At 51.3% G+C, this 17,957-nt stretch carries 14 protein-coding genes, 1 pseudogene and 1 riboswitch; of the genes and pseudogenes, 3 read left to right on the forward strand and 12 right to left on the reverse strand.

Going from position 1 to position 17,957, the window contains the following annotated elements; translation table 11 throughout:
* Window positions 1-556 precede the first annotated feature (556 nt).
* The 11 genes and pseudogenes from CFX1CAM_RS10745 to CFX1CAM_RS10790 form a co-directional block, all read right to left on the reverse strand.
* Window positions 557-862, reverse strand: a complete 306-nt coding sequence (locus CFX1CAM_RS10745) for a hypothetical protein (RefSeq protein ID WP_087863042.1) — start codon at window positions 860-862, stop codon at window positions 557-559.
* Window positions 863-869: 7 nt separating this feature from the next.
* A complete protein-coding gene (locus tag CFX1CAM_RS10750; protein WP_087863043.1) occupies window positions 870-1,319 on the reverse strand; it encodes a hypothetical protein in 450 nt (149 codons plus the stop codon).
* A gap of 453 nt (window positions 1,320-1,772) precedes the next feature.
* A complete protein-coding gene (locus tag CFX1CAM_RS10755; RefSeq protein ID WP_087863044.1) occupies window positions 1,773-4,250 on the reverse strand; it encodes an N-6 DNA methylase in 2,478 nt (825 codons plus the stop codon).
* Between the two features lie 19 nt (window positions 4,251-4,269).
* Window positions 4,270-6,426, reverse strand: a complete 2,157-nt coding sequence (locus tag CFX1CAM_RS10760; RefSeq protein WP_407923334.1) for a DEAD/DEAH box helicase family protein — start codon at window positions 6,424-6,426, stop codon at window positions 4,270-4,272.
* Window positions 6,427-6,789 (reverse strand): annotated as a pseudogene (locus CFX1CAM_RS11775) (type I restriction endonuclease); the annotation flags it as partial.
* A 591-nt stretch (window positions 6,790-7,380) separates the two neighbouring features.
* Window positions 7,381-8,580, reverse strand: coding sequence for a methionine adenosyltransferase (gene metK / locus CFX1CAM_RS10765; RefSeq protein ID WP_157891883.1), 1,200 nt, complete (start codon window positions 8,578-8,580; stop codon window positions 7,381-7,383).
* Between the two features lie 96 nt (window positions 8,581-8,676).
* A riboswitch (SAM riboswitch) is annotated at window positions 8,677-8,783 on the reverse strand.
* Window positions 8,784-9,144: 361 nt separating this feature from the next.
* Window positions 9,145-10,251: an NAD/NADP-dependent octopine/nopaline dehydrogenase family protein gene (locus tag CFX1CAM_RS10770; RefSeq protein WP_087863049.1), complete on the reverse strand. Its 1,107-nt coding sequence runs from the start codon at window positions 10,249-10,251 to the stop codon at window positions 9,145-9,147.
* Window positions 10,248-11,885 carry a cobalamin B12-binding domain-containing protein gene (locus tag CFX1CAM_RS10775; protein WP_087863051.1) on the reverse strand — a complete coding sequence of 546 codons (1,638 nt, stop codon included), beginning with the start codon at window positions 11,883-11,885 and terminating at the stop codon, window positions 10,248-10,250. Before CFX1CAM_RS10775 ends, CFX1CAM_RS10770 begins: the two co-directional genes overlap by 4 nt.
* A gap of 351 nt (window positions 11,886-12,236) precedes the next feature.
* The gene (locus CFX1CAM_RS10780) at window positions 12,237-12,710 is read right to left on the reverse strand and encodes a GNAT family N-acetyltransferase (protein ID WP_087863052.1); all 474 of its coding nucleotides are present in this window, start codon (window positions 12,708-12,710) and stop codon (window positions 12,237-12,239) included.
* A gap of 23 nt (window positions 12,711-12,733) precedes the next feature.
* Window positions 12,734-13,681 (reverse strand): bifunctional NUDIX hydrolase family protein/GNAT family N-acetyltransferase, encoded by a 948-nt coding sequence (locus tag CFX1CAM_RS10785; protein WP_269457036.1) that lies wholly within the window; start codon window positions 13,679-13,681, stop codon window positions 12,734-12,736.
* Between the two features lie 46 nt (window positions 13,682-13,727).
* On the reverse strand, window positions 13,728-13,967 hold the full coding sequence (locus CFX1CAM_RS10790) for a hypothetical protein (protein WP_087863055.1): 240 nt from the start codon (window positions 13,965-13,967) through the stop codon (window positions 13,728-13,730).
* A 268-nt stretch (window positions 13,968-14,235) separates the two neighbouring features.
* On the opposite strand from CFX1CAM_RS10790, the gene CFX1CAM_RS10795 reads away from it, so the two are divergent.
* A complete protein-coding gene (locus CFX1CAM_RS10795; RefSeq protein ID WP_087863057.1) occupies window positions 14,236-14,643 on the forward strand; it encodes a Zn-ribbon domain-containing OB-fold protein in 408 nt (135 codons plus the stop codon).
* 60 nt (window positions 14,644-14,703) lie between these two features.
* Complete coding sequence (locus CFX1CAM_RS11780) at window positions 14,704-14,868, forward strand: DUF4256 domain-containing protein (protein ID WP_157891867.1); 165 nt, start codon at window positions 14,704-14,706, stop codon at window positions 14,866-14,868.
* Here the strand turns inward: CFX1CAM_RS11780 and CFX1CAM_RS10800 are convergent.
* The gene (locus CFX1CAM_RS10800) at window positions 14,865-16,046 is read right to left on the reverse strand and encodes an MFS transporter (RefSeq protein ID WP_087863059.1); all 1,182 of its coding nucleotides are present in this window, start codon (window positions 16,044-16,046) and stop codon (window positions 14,865-14,867) included. The genes CFX1CAM_RS11780 and CFX1CAM_RS10800 overlap by 4 nt on opposite strands.
* A gap of 170 nt (window positions 16,047-16,216) precedes the next feature.
* On the opposite strand from CFX1CAM_RS10800, the gene CFX1CAM_RS10805 reads away from it, so the two are divergent.
* Window positions 16,217-17,956: a CapA family protein gene (locus tag CFX1CAM_RS10805; RefSeq protein WP_087863061.1), complete on the forward strand. Its 1,740-nt coding sequence runs from the start codon at window positions 16,217-16,219 to the stop codon at window positions 17,954-17,956.
* Window position 17,957: the final 1 nt, after the last annotated feature.

Consider the following 17,957-nt stretch of genomic DNA (forward strand, 5'->3'; position numbering starts at 1 on the left):
CAAGCTCGCGATGACAGGGGTGGGGAGCTCGCGATGATAGTAGGAAGGTATTGTCATTGCGAACGCAGTGAAGCAATCTCAGGAGTGCGGCACTTGAGATCGCTTCGCAAGCTCGCGATGACAGGGGTAAAGGTGGATTTCATCATTAATGTCATTGCGAACGCAGTGAAGCAATCTCAGGGGTGCGGCACTTGAGATCGCTTCGCAAGCTCGCGATGACAAATTCGTGTCGCTTGGTGGCGCTTCGCAGTCGCAGCTTGTGATGACAGACATTGTCACGCAGTTCTCCGGCGCGAACACGCGATGACCTAAGGTTTACTACCCGTGACCCCTGTTTGATGCATCATTCGAAGTGCGTTTAATTTGCCGGTCACCCGTAGGGGCAACCCTTCGCGTAGCACTCCCTGTGTCTTCCAAGGGTATCGAGTCGTGTCTCCCCGGTCACATGTACGGGCGGACCTTCGCGAAGCACTCCCCGTGCCCTGCAAGGGTATTGAGCCGTGTCCGCCCAGGGCAGGTCCAGAGACCTACCCCTACAGTCGGTGTGATTATCGATTTAGGGTGCATTGCCAATGTGCAACTCAATAACCCCCATGAAAATATTCGGCATGACTGTAATATCATTTGACATTTCCTCACACATCTGCACCACCAACTCCCCGGTTGGGTTAAGGTGGATTTCACCATTGATACCCTCACCGAAAGGGGGGATGCGCCCCTGGGCGACGATGGAGATGAAACTATTCAGAAAGGAAGCAGTCTCAATGGGTTGAACAAGGTCATTTTCTTCCGGAATGCTGTGCTGCAATCTGCTTTGCTTGATAAATTTATAACCATATACAAAAACGAGCCGTGCTTTCAAATATAAATCATTTCATTAAAATAGGAAGTATAAGAGAAACAAATGTTGAAATTAATGAAATATATAAAGAAAATATTGCAAACGAAAAAGCACCTGTTTGTTGGATAGAACTCTCGACCCTGCCCCATTGGGTTTGAAGATGTGTGATTTTTGTGGCGAGTCTTATGGTATCCAAACAGGATGAAAGGATATTACCCATATTGTTGTCAGGTGCAAGCATTATTATTTTTTGAAGTTCTTCGACGACATTCGTTATTTCTTTTTCAAGCTTGCCTACTTCAAATGATAATGTTTTTATCATTTTGTATGCTTTTATAGGTCTATAAATACAAATATCACTAACTTGTTTCTGAATATCACGTAATTGATTTTGCAGTTGAAGTGCCCATTTTAATGATTGTTGGGTTCTTACTTGCAATACTTCCCAAATTAAATTTTCTTTATCACTCGATATCATAATTAACTCCCAATTCAAGTCTTTTTCCTCAGCTGGAAACCATATTTACCTTCAATGATTATCAAGCGGAGCAATGCGTAGTTACACTTAATTTTGATGGTGCAGTGTCCAGTAACAAGAGATCTTTACTGCAAGATTTATTTATAAATAACCATTAAGCCCATAATGAAAGTATTGCACCAAAAATCATTATGATTCAATGGGAAGGTCTTCAACTTACTAATTATTTTTTCTTAATCATAGATTTAATCTCACTGGACATGATGATTTTTCTATTCTTTAATTAGATTCAAGTTGCATTACGACAACAGCATAAATAACAATAAACGAGGTTGACATTATTTTATGACAAAGTTTGATTAGATAATGAAATTATTGTAGAAATAATATGGTTGCAACGTTTTGTCTTATGAGAAACCTGTGCATCACGTTTATCATCTTGCAAAAAGCAATTTACCCCGCCCCCCACACGGACTGGATGCGGGCAGCGATTTTGGTTTCAAAGCGCTCGATTAGTGTTTTATTTAATTCTATGACTGAACGTTCACTTTCAAGGGCTTCTACGATTTTCTCTTGATCAGAAATATTAGGCTTTGGTATCAACAGCTCTTTTATTATCCTCTGAGAAATATTTGGTTGCGCTCCTCCGCCACTAATTTCCACAAAGTATTCAGTTTTTGATAATAGAAAATAATATAAGAATTCGGGAATATACTGATCGTTTGGTAATATTCCACATATTGCCTGATTTGTTGAAGACTCGAATTTTAATAACCCCACTTGACCTGCTGTAGCACCGTACATGGCTACTAGTACCGTATTGATAGGAAATATTTTTGCTGATGAATTATTCAATCCCATTTCTGTTATGAACAGCTCGGATTCTTCAATATATCCCCGATTAACTTCACCACTTCTTAACCAAGGAATAGTACCACCTTCATAGTATTCGGTAATTGATCTTAATGGTGTACCTCCTGATGTTGTTTCACACACCTCCCCCAACTTGACCAGCGGCCAGTCCGGGTCGATGGGGATGACGGGCTTGTAGTTTTCGACCACCTGGCGCGCCCCGTCGATGACCTTCTGGTAGCCCTCGATCTCATCCACGATCTCCTGCTGGACTTCCAGCGGAGGGAAAGGAATTGAAAAATCATAAACCATTGAGGACTTTAGATTCCTAATATTTACAGCCAAAATACTATGATTTAAATGGGTTCTGAATATTGGAGATTTTAATAATTCGAAAACATATTTTGGATTGACTTTTTCATTGCAGCGAATAACTGCCATGAATCCCCCAAAATAATAAGGTAGATCCTCATTAATAAATGCTACTTTACCAATATGTTCTTTACTACCGCTTGCTGAACAAATGAAAATGTCATTTTCTTTTAGTAATAAGTCATCACCAAGTTTAATACTCTTGTCAATCATCTTTAAATCTGAAAGATCAAGGCTGTTTTTCGTTATATCAATATTATTAGCTCGAAGGATAATATTTCCTTTTTCTTCAACCTCATTTTTTTTTGAATAAGTTACACCTCTAATAAACTTACAACATTCTTTAAGCTTTACCATTGGCCATTTTTGGCTCACCAATACAACTTGGCGGTAGCGTTCACCGCTCAAGTTATAATCGCCGTCCTCGCCCAGGCGCGCCTTTTCAACCGCCCACGCCCGCGCGCTGTTTTCTGGTTCCATTGCCAGGTCAGCCTGGAAGGCTTTGACCGCTGCCAGCGCTTCGGGCAGGTCGTTCTGCTCAATTTCCCGCCGCTGGGCGCCCAGGTCGAAGCCGTCCTGTTCCACCCTGACAAACAAAACACGCTCCGCCCGGCGCGCCAGGTCTTTATCCAGCAGCAAAATGCTGGTCTTCACCCCGCTGTAGGGATTGAACACCCCCGCCGGCAGCGAGACCACTGCGTAGAGGTAGTTCTCCTCCACCAGCATTTTGCGCAGGGCTTTATAGGCATTGCTCGATTGAAAGATAATCCCCTCCGGCACGATCACCCCCGCCCGGCCGCCCACGTTCAGATGCTCGGCAATGTAATCCACAAACAGCACCTCCGAGCGGTTGGCTCGCACGGCAAAGCGTTTGTGCGGGCGGATGCCGCCCTTGGGCGTCATGAAGGGCGGGTTGGCTAAAATCACATCGAAGGTCTCATCCCAGCGGTCTTCGGTGGTGAGGGCATCGTATTCGTGGATGGTGGGGTTGGGGAACTGGTGCAAATACATGTTCACCAGCGACAGGCGCACCATATCGGGCGAGATGTCGTAGCCGACGAAGTTTTCCGTCAGGCGCTGTTTCTGGTCGGGGGTCAGCGGGTCATCGCGGTGTTTTTCGGTAATATGCTTGTAAGCCGAGATCAGAAAGCCGGCGGTGCCGCAGGCCGGGTCGAGCACGCTGTCGTGCATGTCGGGATCCACGCAGTCAACGATGAAGTCGATGATGTGGCGCGGCGTGCGAAATTGCCCGGCTTTGCCCTGGGTGGCGAAGATAGAAAGCAGGTATTCGTAGGCGTCGCCCAGGTCTTCGCTATGGTCGTAGGTAAAGCCGTTCATCTCCTTCAGGAACAGGTTCAGGGTTTCGCTGTCGCGGTAGGGCAGAAAGGCGCCCTTGAACACATCGCGGAACAGCTGGGGGATATGGGGGTTGTTTGCCATGCCCTCCAGCGCTCGCACGTACAGGTCCAGCCGTTGGCTGCCAGAGAGCTTTTTATCCATCAGTTTCGACCAGGCAAAGCCCTCGTAGCCATTGTTGAAAAAAGAAGCCTTGCCGCCTAACTTCACTGAGATCTGGTCCATATCGTCCATGAACTTGTAGATCATGGCAAAGGTGATCTGTTCCACCTGGGTTTTGGGGTCGGGCACCTTGCCAACCAGGATGTCGCGGGCGTTGTCGATACGGCGTTTGGTTTCAGCGTTGAGCATGGGATTTCCTTGCGCCCCTTTAGGGCAAATACGTGTTGATGGAGATGTATTCCTTGATGTAAGCCGGCACCAGCCGGAGCCATTGATCCAGCGCCAGCAGGTCGTTTAAGGAAAGTTTTGGGTTGCTGGCCAGTTCTGCGTAATTACCCGCGTCGATGATCCTGCGCACCTCGGCATCGGTCAGGTAAGCGTGCATATAGTTGCGAATCCGCACGATATTTTCAGGCTCGGGCTTATGGATGGCGACGAATTTCTGGAATTCTTCATCCAGGAGTTCATCGCGGGTTTTAAAGCGGTCGATCAAGCCGAAGATGCGCATGAGCACCTCCTTCCAGGTCAACCGGCGGTCCAGCCCCTCCGACCGGATCAGCTTTTCAATGGTGACATAATCCTCGGGTTTGTTGGCATAATTCTCGCGCAGCAGGTGCACGGCATGCTCCCACTGTCTATCCAACACGGCCTGCACCAGCTCGGGGTCATCCAGGATGGGCCGAGAGAAGCGCTCAAAGAGTTTGCGGTCGATCTTCATGCCGTCCAAACCGATGACCTTCTCTTCCAGGGACTTTAGAGGGTCGGGGATAAAAACTTCAGCGCCTTCCGGTACGGTATAGGTCACCTCTCCGTTATCTGAAACTCTGGCGCTTACCTGGGGCAGTTTGATGACTTCGTCGTAGTTGAATTTTTCTTCAAAATATTCACAGTTGCCAAAAAAGTCGAAGAGTTTAAAGTTCTCTTTTTCTACCCGCTCTTCTTCCGGCCGGTTGGCGCTCCTGTACTGACGTTTAAAAGTCCAGCGGCGGGTGCCGCGCCCTTTAATCTGGATAAAATCCGTGGGCGAGAAGATCGGGCGCATCATCGCCAGGTTGAGGATGTCCTGGCAGTCATAACCGGTGGTCATCATGCCCACGGTAACGCAGACGCGGGTTTTGCTGGATTTATAACCATCTAAAAAGCGGGTGCGTCCGTTGAGGTTGTTGTTGGCAAAGCTGATGCTGTACTCCTGCGCACCGGGGATATTCGAAGTGATCTGCACGGCAAAGTCAGAATTATATTTGCCCGGGAAATATTTATGCGCCAGCTCGTTCAAAAGCTGCGTCACCCGGGAGGCGTGCTCCTGGCTGACACAAAAGATGATCGACTTGCCGATCTCCTCGCTGAAGGGGTCGCGCTGGGCATTCGCCAAAAAGGTCTGGCACAACTCCAGGTTGGTCAGTTCCGAAAAGAAGGTGCGTTCAAATTGGCGCTGGAAAAAAACCAGTTCCTGTTCTTCGCCTTCCTCGTTGACCACCGTGACGGCGTAGCCCTGTTCGGAAAGCAGTTGAGTGGTGATCTCGGTGCGGGCATCCACCACCACGGGGTTGACCAGGTATCCATCGCGGACACCATCCACCAGGGAGTAGCGATAGGTGGGTTCGCCCTGTTCACAGCCAAAGGTTTTATAGGTATCCAGTAACTGGCGGCGCTCCCAGGTGCGCGGGTCACGCTGGCTGAGGGCATCCGGGTCGATGTTCTTGATATAGTCCTTGGGCGTGGCGGTCAAACCGAGTTTAAAACCGACAAAATACTCAAACACCGCCCGGCTGTTGCCGTTGATCGAGCGGTGGGCTTCATCGGAGATGATCAGGTCGAAGTCGGTGGGCGAGAACAGGCGCATGTATTTATTGTCAAATTCAAGCGATTGCACGGTGCTAACCACGATCTCTGCTTTGCGCCAGTCCTGCCGGTTTTCTTTGTAAATGACGGTCTGGTAATCCTTTTTCAGCAACAGGTCAAAGTTTTTGTAGGCTTGATTTTCCAATTCAATGCGATCGACCAGGAACAGGATGCGACGGGCGTTGCCGGTGCGCAAAAAAAGCTTGATCACCGCGGCGGCGACCAGGGTTTTACCGGTACCGGTTGCCATCTCAAACAGGAAGCGGTCGTTCCCTTCGCTGGCGCTTTTTTGCAGGGCGTGAATTGCTGCCAGCTGGTACTTGCGCAGGATGCGCAAGCCCAGGTCAGTGATGAATTGTGGGCGTTGATCAGGGTTCAGCCAGCGGGGGTCGTTGGTAAAGCCGGGCAATTGCGATTGGGCTACATAATCCTCGTTAACGGGCTCGCGCGCCAGGGCTTTGGGGTTCGGTTTGAACTGGGTGCGGTGTTTGACGGACTCCAGGCGAGGAAATTCAGTAATCACCTCGGGGTTGCCGCGCTCCAAGTCCCAAAAATAGTGCAGGTTGCCGTTGGAAAGGATGATGAAGCGCACATTTTGGGAACGGGCATATTTACGCGCCTGCTCTTTGCCGTCTAAGGGGGATTTTTCTTCGCGCTTGGCTTCCAAAACAATGAAGGGGAAGCCGTCCTCATCCAGCAGGAGGAAGTCCACATAACCGGTTTTGAGTTTTTCAAAATTTTCACCCAGGTTATCGATGTCAGCTTTTTTAAGCGAGGTTTTGCCCTCGAGGATGATATTAGCGCTGCCTTCGGGCGTGTCAAAAAAACGCCAGCCAGCCTTTTCCAGCATCCGGTTGATTTTGATCCGAGCTATTGCTTCGTTCATGATTGTTCTGCCCCGTGTGTCAGATGGTGATTAAATTATAACATGGGGCATGCGATGTATGGATGGAGAATGGTGAATAGTGATTGGTGAATTGGAAACAGGAATTGGGAACCAGGAAGTAGGAATCAGAGGTTATGCTTTTCCTTCGTGCTCTTTGTGGTTCAAAACAGGGTTAACCACCGGATTAATTTGCCGGTCACCCGTAGGGGCAACCCTTCGCGTAGCACTCCCTGTGTCTTCCAAGGGTATTGAACCGTGTCTCCCCGGTCACATGTAGGGGCAACCCTCTGTGGTTGCCCTGGGCGGACATGGCTCGGAGAGTGCTTCGCGAAAGTCCGCCCCTACGATGGGATTATCCCCCTTCGGTCCTCCGTCCCCGGTCTTCCGTCTTTCTCCCCCGGTCTAATCTACACCCACTCACCATTCACCACTCACCATTCACCACTCACCATTCACCACTCACCATTCACCATCATCCCTGAAGCGCAGCGATTAAAAAAATCACCCTGGATCTCACACAATCGATGTGAGACACAGGGTGACAACGCTGATTCGCTATTCTCCCCCCGGTTTCAAATTGCGGATCCCGGCTTACAGCCCGGCGGCGTCGCGCAGCAGGTCAGCTTTATCCGTTTTCTCCCAGGTGAGATCCAGATCATCGCGGCCAAAATGACCGTAGGATGCCAGTTGCTGGTAAATCGGGCGGCGCAGATCCAGATCGCGAATGATGGCGCCGGGACGCAGGTCAAAGTGCGCCGTAATCAAGTCAGCAATGCGGGCATCTTCAATTTTACCGGTACCGAAGGTTTCCACGTTGATCGAAAGCGGACGCGCCACGCCAATCGCATAGGCGACCTGCACTTCGCAACGGTCGGCCAAGCCGGCGGCAACCACATTTTTTGCCACCCAGCGGGCGGCGTAAGAGGCAGAGCGGTCCACCTTTGTCGGGTCCTTGCCGCTGAAAGCGCCGCCACCATGACGACCCATCCCCCCGTAGGTGTCTACGATGATTTTCCGCCCGGTTACACCCGCATCCGCCATGGGCCCGCCGAAAACAAAGCGCCCGGTTGGGTTGACATGCACAATCAGGTCATCATCGACCAGTTCGGCAGGCAGCACCGGTTTGATAATTTCTTCGATAACGCCTTCCTTGATGTGTTCAATGGTTACATCCGGGGTGTGCTGGGTGCTGACCACCACGGTATGGATGCGTTTGGGCTTTCCGTATTCATATTCCACGGTCACCTGGCTTTTTCCATCCGGCCAGAGGAAATCAAGGACGTTAGCGCGGCGCGCCTCTGCCAGGCGGCGGGTGAGCTTGTGGGCATAGTAGATCGGCATGGGCATGAGCACATCGGTTTCATTGCAGGCATAGCCAAACATCATGCCCTGGTCGCCAGCGCCCAGCGCTTCGATGGCGTCATCGTCGTCCATTTCACCTTCTTTGGCTTCCTTAGCCTGGTTCACGCCCTGGGCAATATCCGGCGATTGGTTTGCCAGCGCTACCATCACGCCGCAGGTAGAGCCGTCAAACCCCTTTTTTGCCCGATCGTAGCCGACCCCGATCACCACTTCACGCACCAATTTGTCAAAATCGGCAAAGCCTTTGGTGGTAATCTCGCCCATGGCGATCACAAAGCCCGTTTTGGTGGCGCACTCACAGGCAACCCGTGAGAAGGGATCCTGGCGGATGAGCTCATCCAGCACAGCATCGCTGATCTGGTCACACATTTTGTCCGGATGACCCTCAGTCACCGATTCTGAGGTGAACAGATATTTTGGTAAATTCATAAAAGTTAATGTCATCGTGAGAACCTCCAAGTCTCATAAAATGATAGCGCCCCTCCTGGCTGGTGCGAGAGGGGCGTCATTTATTCTAAGGCTTCCCTCTCATCTTCCAGATTATCGCTCTGCCGGAATTGGCACCATAAAAGCGTTGCTTTCTGGTTGCCGAGGTTTCATCGGGCCGGTCCCTTCACCTCTCTGGATAAGAGTGCCGCATGGGGCTATTGAATTGTTATCGGGAGATTATAACACCAAAGTATTTAATTGCAAATGGGATTGAGGGAAATAGCATGGAAGATCTGAGTCCTCAGGGGTGATGATGGTGAGTGGGAATTTAGAATCAGGAAGCAGGAATTAGGAATTAGGAATTAGGATTTAGGAATTAGGAATTAGGAAGCAGGTATCAGGAAAGCAGAATGGGTCAGCAGCAAATGGAGAACCGTATTAGCTCCAATCTCAATCAGCGATGAGCTATGATAGAATCGCTCAGCCTCGTCTTCCGCCATCAGCTCTGAACCCATCCCCGGCTTTTCCCCCTCCCGAGGGAAAGGGGGAGATTGCAACGGTCAGCTAAATTGCCACTTCGCCTTCGTTCACATAGAGGGTCAGCTCGCTCACGCTCAGGTCTTTGATACCCAGTTTGTCGAGGGTGCGCCCCTTGCGCCAGTAATCGGTGCTGTGCAGAATGCATCCCAGGCGGATGATGGCGTTGATGCCATTGACCGATACGCCGTAACGTTCGCCCAGGGCGGCAATCGGCACCAGGCTCATCGGCACGTCCTCAGTAATATAACGGTGAATCAGGGTGCTGGGCGCGTTGATCCCGTAATAACCGGTTTGGTTGTGAATGGCTTCGTACAGGGTCTCACCGTGCACATTGTACGCCAGCGATAGCCACTCCATAGCCGTGCGGGCTCGGATGCCCAGGGCAGACGCAATCGTCACACGCTCGCGGTCAATCGTTGCGAGCACTTTGGCAACAGAAGGCGTAACGCCATCCACATAAAACTGGAAGTCGCCATGGGTCGATTCAATTCTGCCGGCATTGAGGATCGCCAACGCCGGGTGAAACACAGCCCCCATATTGTTTAGGCCGGTTTGCAGAACATTGACCCCGTCGATGAATTGCGGGTAAACATGCTCGATCGCAGCCAGCACCGTGGGTGTATCGATGGCTGGTAGGGCTGCCAGGGGCACAGCTTCCTTGATGCGGAAAATGCGCGCCTGGCTGGGGCCTTCAGAACGGCTGGCATAGATAAAAGTCTCCGCTTCCGCCAGGAGGTAATTTGCCGCACACTTTTCCCGGTTCAGCACCGCTTTAAATTCGATAGCGCCACAAGTGCGCCCCGGGTGCAGGATGATGATCTGTCCGTCCTGTAAATGGGGTGCGACGATGCGGGCGATATCGCTATGCCCGGATGAAGGCACCACCACCATGATGATCTCTGCGCCCTCGAGCGCTTCCTGGATATCGTCGGTGACTTTCTTAATTTTTCCAAACCCGATCGGGCCGCCAGGCGGGCTCTCCAGGTCAATGCCCCCACGTTTGGCGATCACCTCGATGTGCGAATAGGTCCGATTGAACAACGACACTTCCTGACCCATCAAAGCCAGGTGAGCAGCCATCGCTTTACCCCCATTGCCCGCTCCAATTACGGTAAATTTTCTTCTGGTCATGTGATCTCCTGTAATAATTGATGAATCCGCTTGGATTCTGATAAGGGGTTACCTGCCGAATCGGTAGCCAAACATGCGCCTCCTACAATGCGAGTCTGAATGATGCCCCGGGCAAAGGGGTTGTTCTTGAGGTGGGGCGCATCCAGGATGCCAATTTGCACAGCTTTTGCCAGGTTTTGCGGGTCAAGTAATGGGTCTGTGCAGGTTGCAGGCGCCAAACCTCGAATCGCTTCAAGCGTGTGTTGGGCTTCACGTATCAGTTCGCTGACCCGTTCCTGGATGGATGGATCGCCTGTCAGGTCGGGCTGCCCGCCCAGGGCATTGTCAATCACCTTGCGCGCCATCTGGCTGGCGGCGATGATATCCTCCGCCGTTGCTGCATGGTGGGCTTCGGTATGCCCGACAATGTGCAGGATGTGCGGCTTGAGCGCCATTTGCAGGTAGATGCTCGCAGCCAGGTGCGCCCTGGCAGCATTCTCCTCAAGCGGGTAGCTCAACAGACCGGTACGGGTCTGGCGCCAGATGCGGAAGTTTTCATCCTCCAGGGGTTCGATCAGCGCCTTAATCGCCAGCATTTTGGCCAGGTCCATCGCATCCGAGGTGCCCGGCGGGCTGTTGAACATCATCTGGGCGATATAATCGCGTACGCCAAAAGCCTTGGCATTGTAAGCGGAAAGAAAAGCCGAAACCACAAAGATCACATCGGGGGCATCGCGCATTCCCCAGTGATGGGGCTCATTCAATTCCACCGGGATGTTATTCTCACCGTACCAGCGCATCACAAGCTGGTGTTCGCGGATGCTTTCAGCCAACCCCCAGGGACCGCGCCCATCCATTTGGTTAAACCAGAAGATGGGAATGGCACACCAGGCGATATTAATGGTCTCACGATACATTTCAGCCAGCCGGATAAAATCGTCTGTACCGGAATACGTGCGCAGTAAGGGATAGTTTCCTCTGCGGCTGGCTTCGTAAAGCGCCCGGTAATCCTGCGCAGAACGCACCGGGACGCCGCCCGCGCCCTTCTGGCGGGGATTTTGACGCTCAGGATGAAAGAAGTTCGCCTGTGCATCCTGGTCGATGCCCAAAGAGATGACATCCAGTGCTCTGGCATCGGCAATCCTGCGGATGCCCTCCAGTGTTGCCCCCATGCTCGGCTGCCCATAATGATGGCGTAAGATGGGGAAGGGTTTCTTCCACAAGATGCGCTCAACCGCGGTTTGCGGAAAGTTCACCTCACTGGCAGCGTCGGGCGATTGACCCCGTAGATAAGCCAAAACCGTATCGGAGGACTCGTTTCCGTCAAATACGGTTTCAAAGAAACCCAAGGATGCAGCTCGACAGGCAACGGGTGGCGTTCCACCAAAGGCAAAGCGAACGCCTTGCTCGCGGAGTTCATCGGCTGCTTCAGCAAATTCACCTAACAAACGCTCTCCGGTTTCCGGGGTAAGCCGATAGGAAACCCCTACCAGATCTGCCTTTTCCCGCCTGGCAGCTTCAATGATGGCTTCGGTGGAGTTCGCTGGTCCTAAAAACACCGTTCGCCAGCCGGCTTGTTCAGCCAGTCTTAAGAAGTTGATTACGCCTGCTACATGAACGCATTCGCCAATTGCGCCGGCAATAACAGTCTTCAAATTTGACTTCCTATCCACAATTCGGGTTCTGCTTTTCTTCAATACAACGCATACCGGAGGTTTCTTTCCCCCGGTTGCTATGTTATTGAAACCTTATTCAATTATTATACTTGACAGTGGGTGAAATACCAGTTATTAAATGAATGGAATCGTGGCAGGGACTTCTTATAGCCAAATGACGGCAATACCTGTGAAGTGCACATGGCAAACAACCGATATATGGACCCCTAATCAATGCATCGATTGGGAGATGTTCACAAACCCCATCGTTGAATGGGATAAAGACAATCAAGCATACGGCAAACCGCCTTTCAACCCGTAGCCAATCCTGAAGATGCGCCTGTTGAGATGCTACTGTTCTCCGGGTACGGAAAACTTTTTCTGTGGGCTGCGCAAAAGATCGGGATGGACCCGTCCCATCCAATTTTGTGGTAAATAAAGCTTTTTGTAACCGCCATAGATCTCGTAAAGTTCATGGGCATCACGGGTGGCTAACATGGACCAGTTTACACCTTCATGATCCAGTACTTGCAGCATGGCTTCTGTCAGCCACTTGCCCAGCCCCTGCCCCTGGTATTCCGGCAGGACGAATGCATCACATAAATAGGCGAAAATCGTATAGTCGGTGACGATTCGAGAAAAGCCGACTTGTTGCTTACGATGGTAAACACCAAAACACAGAGAATGTTCAATTGTTTTCTTGGTCATTTCAAGTGTGCGACCGGTAGCCCAGTAGGCTGATTCCGTCAAGTAACGATGAATAACCTCAATTTGTAATTTATCCTTGTCAGTATTGATCTGATAATCACCTCTGATGAAAATCATGGCAGATCTCCTTAGCGATATTTTTATTCCTGTTCCCAATACAATCGAACCCGTTGAAGCCAGGTATTGGAATCATCAACAGGGGTAAAGTCTCCATAGGTTTCATATAACGATTGTGCGTCTTTGGTGATTAACACCATGCGCCTGATTTTTCGTTGATCAACAAACCGGATGGACGCTTCCAGCAACCATTTACCCAATCCCTGATTACGATGCGCTTTATCAACGAAAACATCGGCCAACCAGGCAAAGGTGGATTGATCGGTCACCATGCGGGCAAAGCCCACCTGCCGCCCATGGTGATAGATGCCCAAACACACAGAATGCTGGATCGAGGTTTTAATCACTTCCAGGGGACGGTTTTTTGCCCAATAAGACTGCCGAGCGATGAAGTCTTCAATACGGTCAAGTTGCAAGCGTTCTTTGTCAAAACTGAGCAGGTAATCACCGCGTTGCTCTTCCCATCGTTCTGAATCGAAGGGGATGGGTAGATCAGGGTTAAATCCCTCGGGCAACGGAGTAATGATATCTTCAATCCGCTTACCATCCTGGTAGATGAAGTGATAATGTCGCGGAGGCTCATCGGCAAAAACCAGCGGCAAGAACACGAGAATATTGTCCACCACTTCTGGCGAAGTGCACACCCAATCTCGGGGTTTCCATGCGAGCTCACCCTCGTGGTTGTTGATGAAATTTTTATGCGGAACCCGTGCGGTGAAAATGGCAAGTGCGCCCGGGGGAACCTCGTACCCCTCCCAGCTCAGCAGACCAGCAAATTGCGGGTGGTCGATCTGGTAGCCGGTCTCCTCGGCTATCTCGCGGATCATCGCCTGGCGGGGGGATTCGCCCGGCTCGATGTGACCGCCCACGCCATTCCACAACCCCTGGTTGGGCGGATAGCGACGATGCAACATGAGCACATCATCGTCGTGTAAAAGAAAGCACAGGGTAAATCCAGGGGAAATTGTCACGGCAAGAAGGTCTTAAATTTGCGTGGACGAGATGGTGACCTGCGTTTCAGGAATCCAAATGGCTGGATTCAGCATGGCTTTTCCGAGCAGCCTCCAGCAGGGCTTCACCCAGATGTTGCGCCTGGTCTGCTGTCAGATAAAGGTGGGTTGTGCCGGAGCGAAAAATCTTCTCTTCCGGTGGGCAGCGTTCGATGATTGAAACGCAGACATTATCTTCCAGGTCGTGGTCTGCACATTCATAAAAGATGCTGATTTCTAAGGTCTTATCCAGCAAATAAATCGTCATCGACCCATACCTCCTGATGGTATCAACGGTGAGCCAATTTCAAATCATATCATCATATTACCCCTTTGCGCCTGAAAATGTGCTCTGGAAGCAAAGCCCTGGTGTGCAAACCCGGAAGTTGATTGATATTACGCCTGAAACAGGGGCGAAGGTCGGGATAATGGGGAATTTGATAGTTAATGAGAGTTTCAATTCAGTACACTATGAGTCAGAAAATTAGAATAAACCAGCCAAAGAGCTGATTTATGGGTTACCAGGAGAGATTGTCATGGAAGTTCCACGCCACTGGAGATTAAGAAAACAACGCTATGCCCTGGTGGGTGAGGTTTGCCCCCATTGTCAGGCAAAGATCTTCCCGCCGCGGGATGTGTGCCCGGAATGCAACGGCGAAGCCAAAACTCCCTACGTGTTCAGTGGCAAGGGGGAGGTGTATTCCTTCACCCGCATGAGCACGGTGCCAGCCGGCTTTGAAGCGCAGGCGCCCTATACCGTTGCGCTGGTCAAACTGGATGAAGGTCCCATCGTCACTGCGCAGTTGACCGACCTGGGCGATGAGGATGTTAAGATCGGTATGCCGGTGGAGATGGTCACCCGCAGGCTGCGTTCCGATGGCGACGAGCGCGGCATCCTGGTGTACGGGTACAAGTTCAGGCCGGTGGTGGGCAGTCCGCGTTAATCTCTTTTTCAAACAAAGATCACAAAAAACGTTCTCCCTAACATGAGAACGTTTTTTTAATTGCTCTTCCACCTCAAGCAGTTTCTGCGACTCAGCATTTTTTTAAAATTATGTCCTGCGGGAATTTGTCGTTGTGCGCATGTCTTTGTGAATCACAATGGGGCAGATTATTATCATTCCTTGCGGGGCTTTCGTGGCATGCTGAGGGTACAAGGTGTGCCTTAAGCCGTCATCGCCGGCGAGGGAGGCTCTACCCGCACCTGGCTTAAGAATCCAGCAGCACACAGGTTTAAGAACGCCGCTGCCAGGCAGACCGCCCAAAAGCTGATTGCAAACAATCCAGGCGCAATCAGGCTCCCCAACAAGCGCCCCAGGGAGAATCCGCCCAACGTCGCTGCTATCATCGTCGCCCGCGCCTCCGGCACCACCTCGCTCATCAATGTCAGGGAGCTCACCAGGCTGATCTCAAAGGAGATAAAAAACAGACCCAAACCCGCCATAGCCCAGCTAAGGTTGCCTTGCATCAGGGGCAGCAACACCGCAGCCAGGGTGTTAACGCCGATAGAAAACCAGATCATGCGGCGCTTACCAATGGTATCGAGAAACAGGCTCGTTATCACCCCGCCCCCCAGTTCCGAAAACCCGATCACCACCGAGGCAGCCGTCAAAGCTGCGAAATTTATGCCAAACTGGTCTTCGATCCACAATCCGAAGATCAGGTTGACCGTTTCATTCGCACCCGAAATCAGTATGCCCACCAGCAAGCCTGCCACAGCAGGCCAGGAGCGTGCGATGCGCACCAAATTCTTCACAATTTTATTTTCATCAGTTTTAGAAACGCGCTGTGCGGGCAGGATCACAAAGAAAACGATTAAGCATAATATGCCGATGGCGGTGAAAACAAAAAACGGTGCCACCCAGTTGTAGTTTTCGATTAAGAACTGCACAATGGGGATGCCGATGATAAACGATAGCGCCCAATTCAATTCCAGGATGGCGATGACTCGGCCGCGCTTCTCGTAGGGGATGCGATCCGCGAGATACGCGTTAACCGAAGGAATAAAAACGCCGGTGCCTAAAAGGGCCAGGCTGGTACCCAGGATGAAAGACCAGAAGGTTGGCCAGATGCCAAGCATCCCGCTGCCGACCGTGAACAGGCCCATTCCCAGGAGAATGCCTGTTTTCCGGTCGTGGGTGTCGGCTATTGAGGCAAAAAAAGGTCCCAGGACGCCTAAAAAAGCGCGTACGGATAAGGCCATCACCAGGGCAGCCGGGTCAACGCTCATACCCCGGGCGAAAACCGGCAGAAAGGGGTATACCATGCGGGTATTTATGCTAAGTACCATCCTGATCAGCGTGAAGAGGATGATCTCAGCTTTTATTTTCCAATTCTTCGTGGTCATGTCCCAGTCATTATACACTTATATATGCAATAATCTCGATGATTGATGGTTTTGGCTTCGCAGGCAAGCGTTCTGGTGGTTTTACCCCTCCTTTTCATGAGATATAATCGGGGGATGAAAATGACCACCCATCAATCTCATGCCAAACACCTGAAAGGGAATCGCAGTTTATGTACAGCGTATCCACTAAAATCATCCAAATAAGCTTGGTTGTGACCCTAAGCCTGCTTCTGATCAGCGCCTGTGTTTCCGAACCCGTCTTCAATGAACTTCCGCCTGACCCAACGCCCTTGCTGCCAACCTTTGGCAATCCACCCACAGCGACCCCCACACAGGATCCCACCGCCACACCTGCGCCCCTAACGCTGTACCTCTCGGAAAAACTTCCATCGGAGTTGATCGCGCTGGACGCTATAAGTGGAGTGGTCATCAGCGCCGATCCCACCGCTTCCCTGTGGTTTGGGCCGGCAGTGGAAGCGCCCTCTGGCGAGGTTTTACAGACCTCAGCCCTGGTGTTTGCCCTAGCTGCACCCTTCCCGACCCTGTTGGACGATATCTCTTTGGATGAGTTACAGGCTTACTGGTTGGGGATGACTGTCGGACGGCTGGACGCGGTGACACGGCTGTACGTGCCGGAACTTCTGTTCCAGGTCCTGGTTGAACGCTGGGGCACTCCTGGTGAAGCCCGTATCCAATCCTTCCAGGAACCCCCTGAGATTGCAGCGTTATGGGAGGACAACGCCTGGATGCTGCTCCCCTTTGAGGAGCTGAACCCGCAATTGAAGGTCATCCAGGTGGATGGCTCCTCACCGCTGTTCAAGGATTTTGACCCCGAGAGTTATCCTTTCACGCTTCAGTTTCAGTTGGTGCACAAGGTTCAGGCAGCAAGCATCCCTGCTGATGTGCTGGAATCCCTCCTCTCGGCTGTTCAGCCCGGGAATCGTGATCCGGAGATGCTGACCACCCTGGTGATGACAGGCGTGACGGCTCTGGTCAGGGCGACTGCCTACCGCATGGAAATGTATGGCGTCACCTACCCCGGGGAGAAGGTGCGCCACTGGCTGACCGAGGCAGACCTGACCCATATTTCCAATGAGGTCTCATTTTACGAGGACTGTCCCTTTCCCGACCCGACGTCCGAAAGATTGTTGTTCTGCAGCGATCCGAAATATTTAGAGCTGTTTAAGGAAATCGGCGTGGATATCATCGAGCTGACGGGAAACCACAATAACGATTCATTAATTGTATATGGTGTGGATGTTGTGCCGTTCACGCTTGACCTGTATGACGAACATGGAATGCATTATTTTGGCGGCGGTCGGAACTTGGCGGAAGCGAAAACGCCTTTATTGATCACCCATAATGGTAACAAACTGGCGTTTATCGGTTGCAACGCTTTTGGACCGGATTTTGCCTGGGCAACGGACGCGGGCGGTGGTTCAGCGCCCTGTGAAGATTACCAGTGGATGGCCGCTGAGATCAGCCGGCTGAGGGATGAAGGCTATCTACCGATCGCCACTTTTCAATACTTTGAAGACTATTACGATTTTGCCGCCGATCACCACAAGCGTGATTTTGGCATCATGGCTGATGCTGGCGCGGTGATCGTCAACGGCAGCCAGTCGCACCGTCCCAAGGCAATGACCTTTAGCGGCGATGCCTTTATCCACTATGGGCTGGGAAACCTGTTTTTTGACCAGAACTGGTATGTCGATATGTACGGCAATGTGATCGTCCAAACCAGTTGGGAGTTCATTCAGCGCCATACTTTCTATGCCGGGCGTCATTTGAGCGTCGAGCTGCTGACGGCTAAGCTGATCGACTACGCGCAACCCAGACCGATGACAGAGGAAGAACGCGCCCTGTTCTTAACCGAAATATTTACAGCCAGCGGCTGGGACGTGCGCTAAT

It is taken from the genome of Brevefilum fermentans (genome assembly GCF_900184705.1).
Classification (GTDB): Bacteria; Chloroflexota; Anaerolineae; order Anaerolineales; family Anaerolineaceae; genus Brevifilum; species Brevifilum fermentans.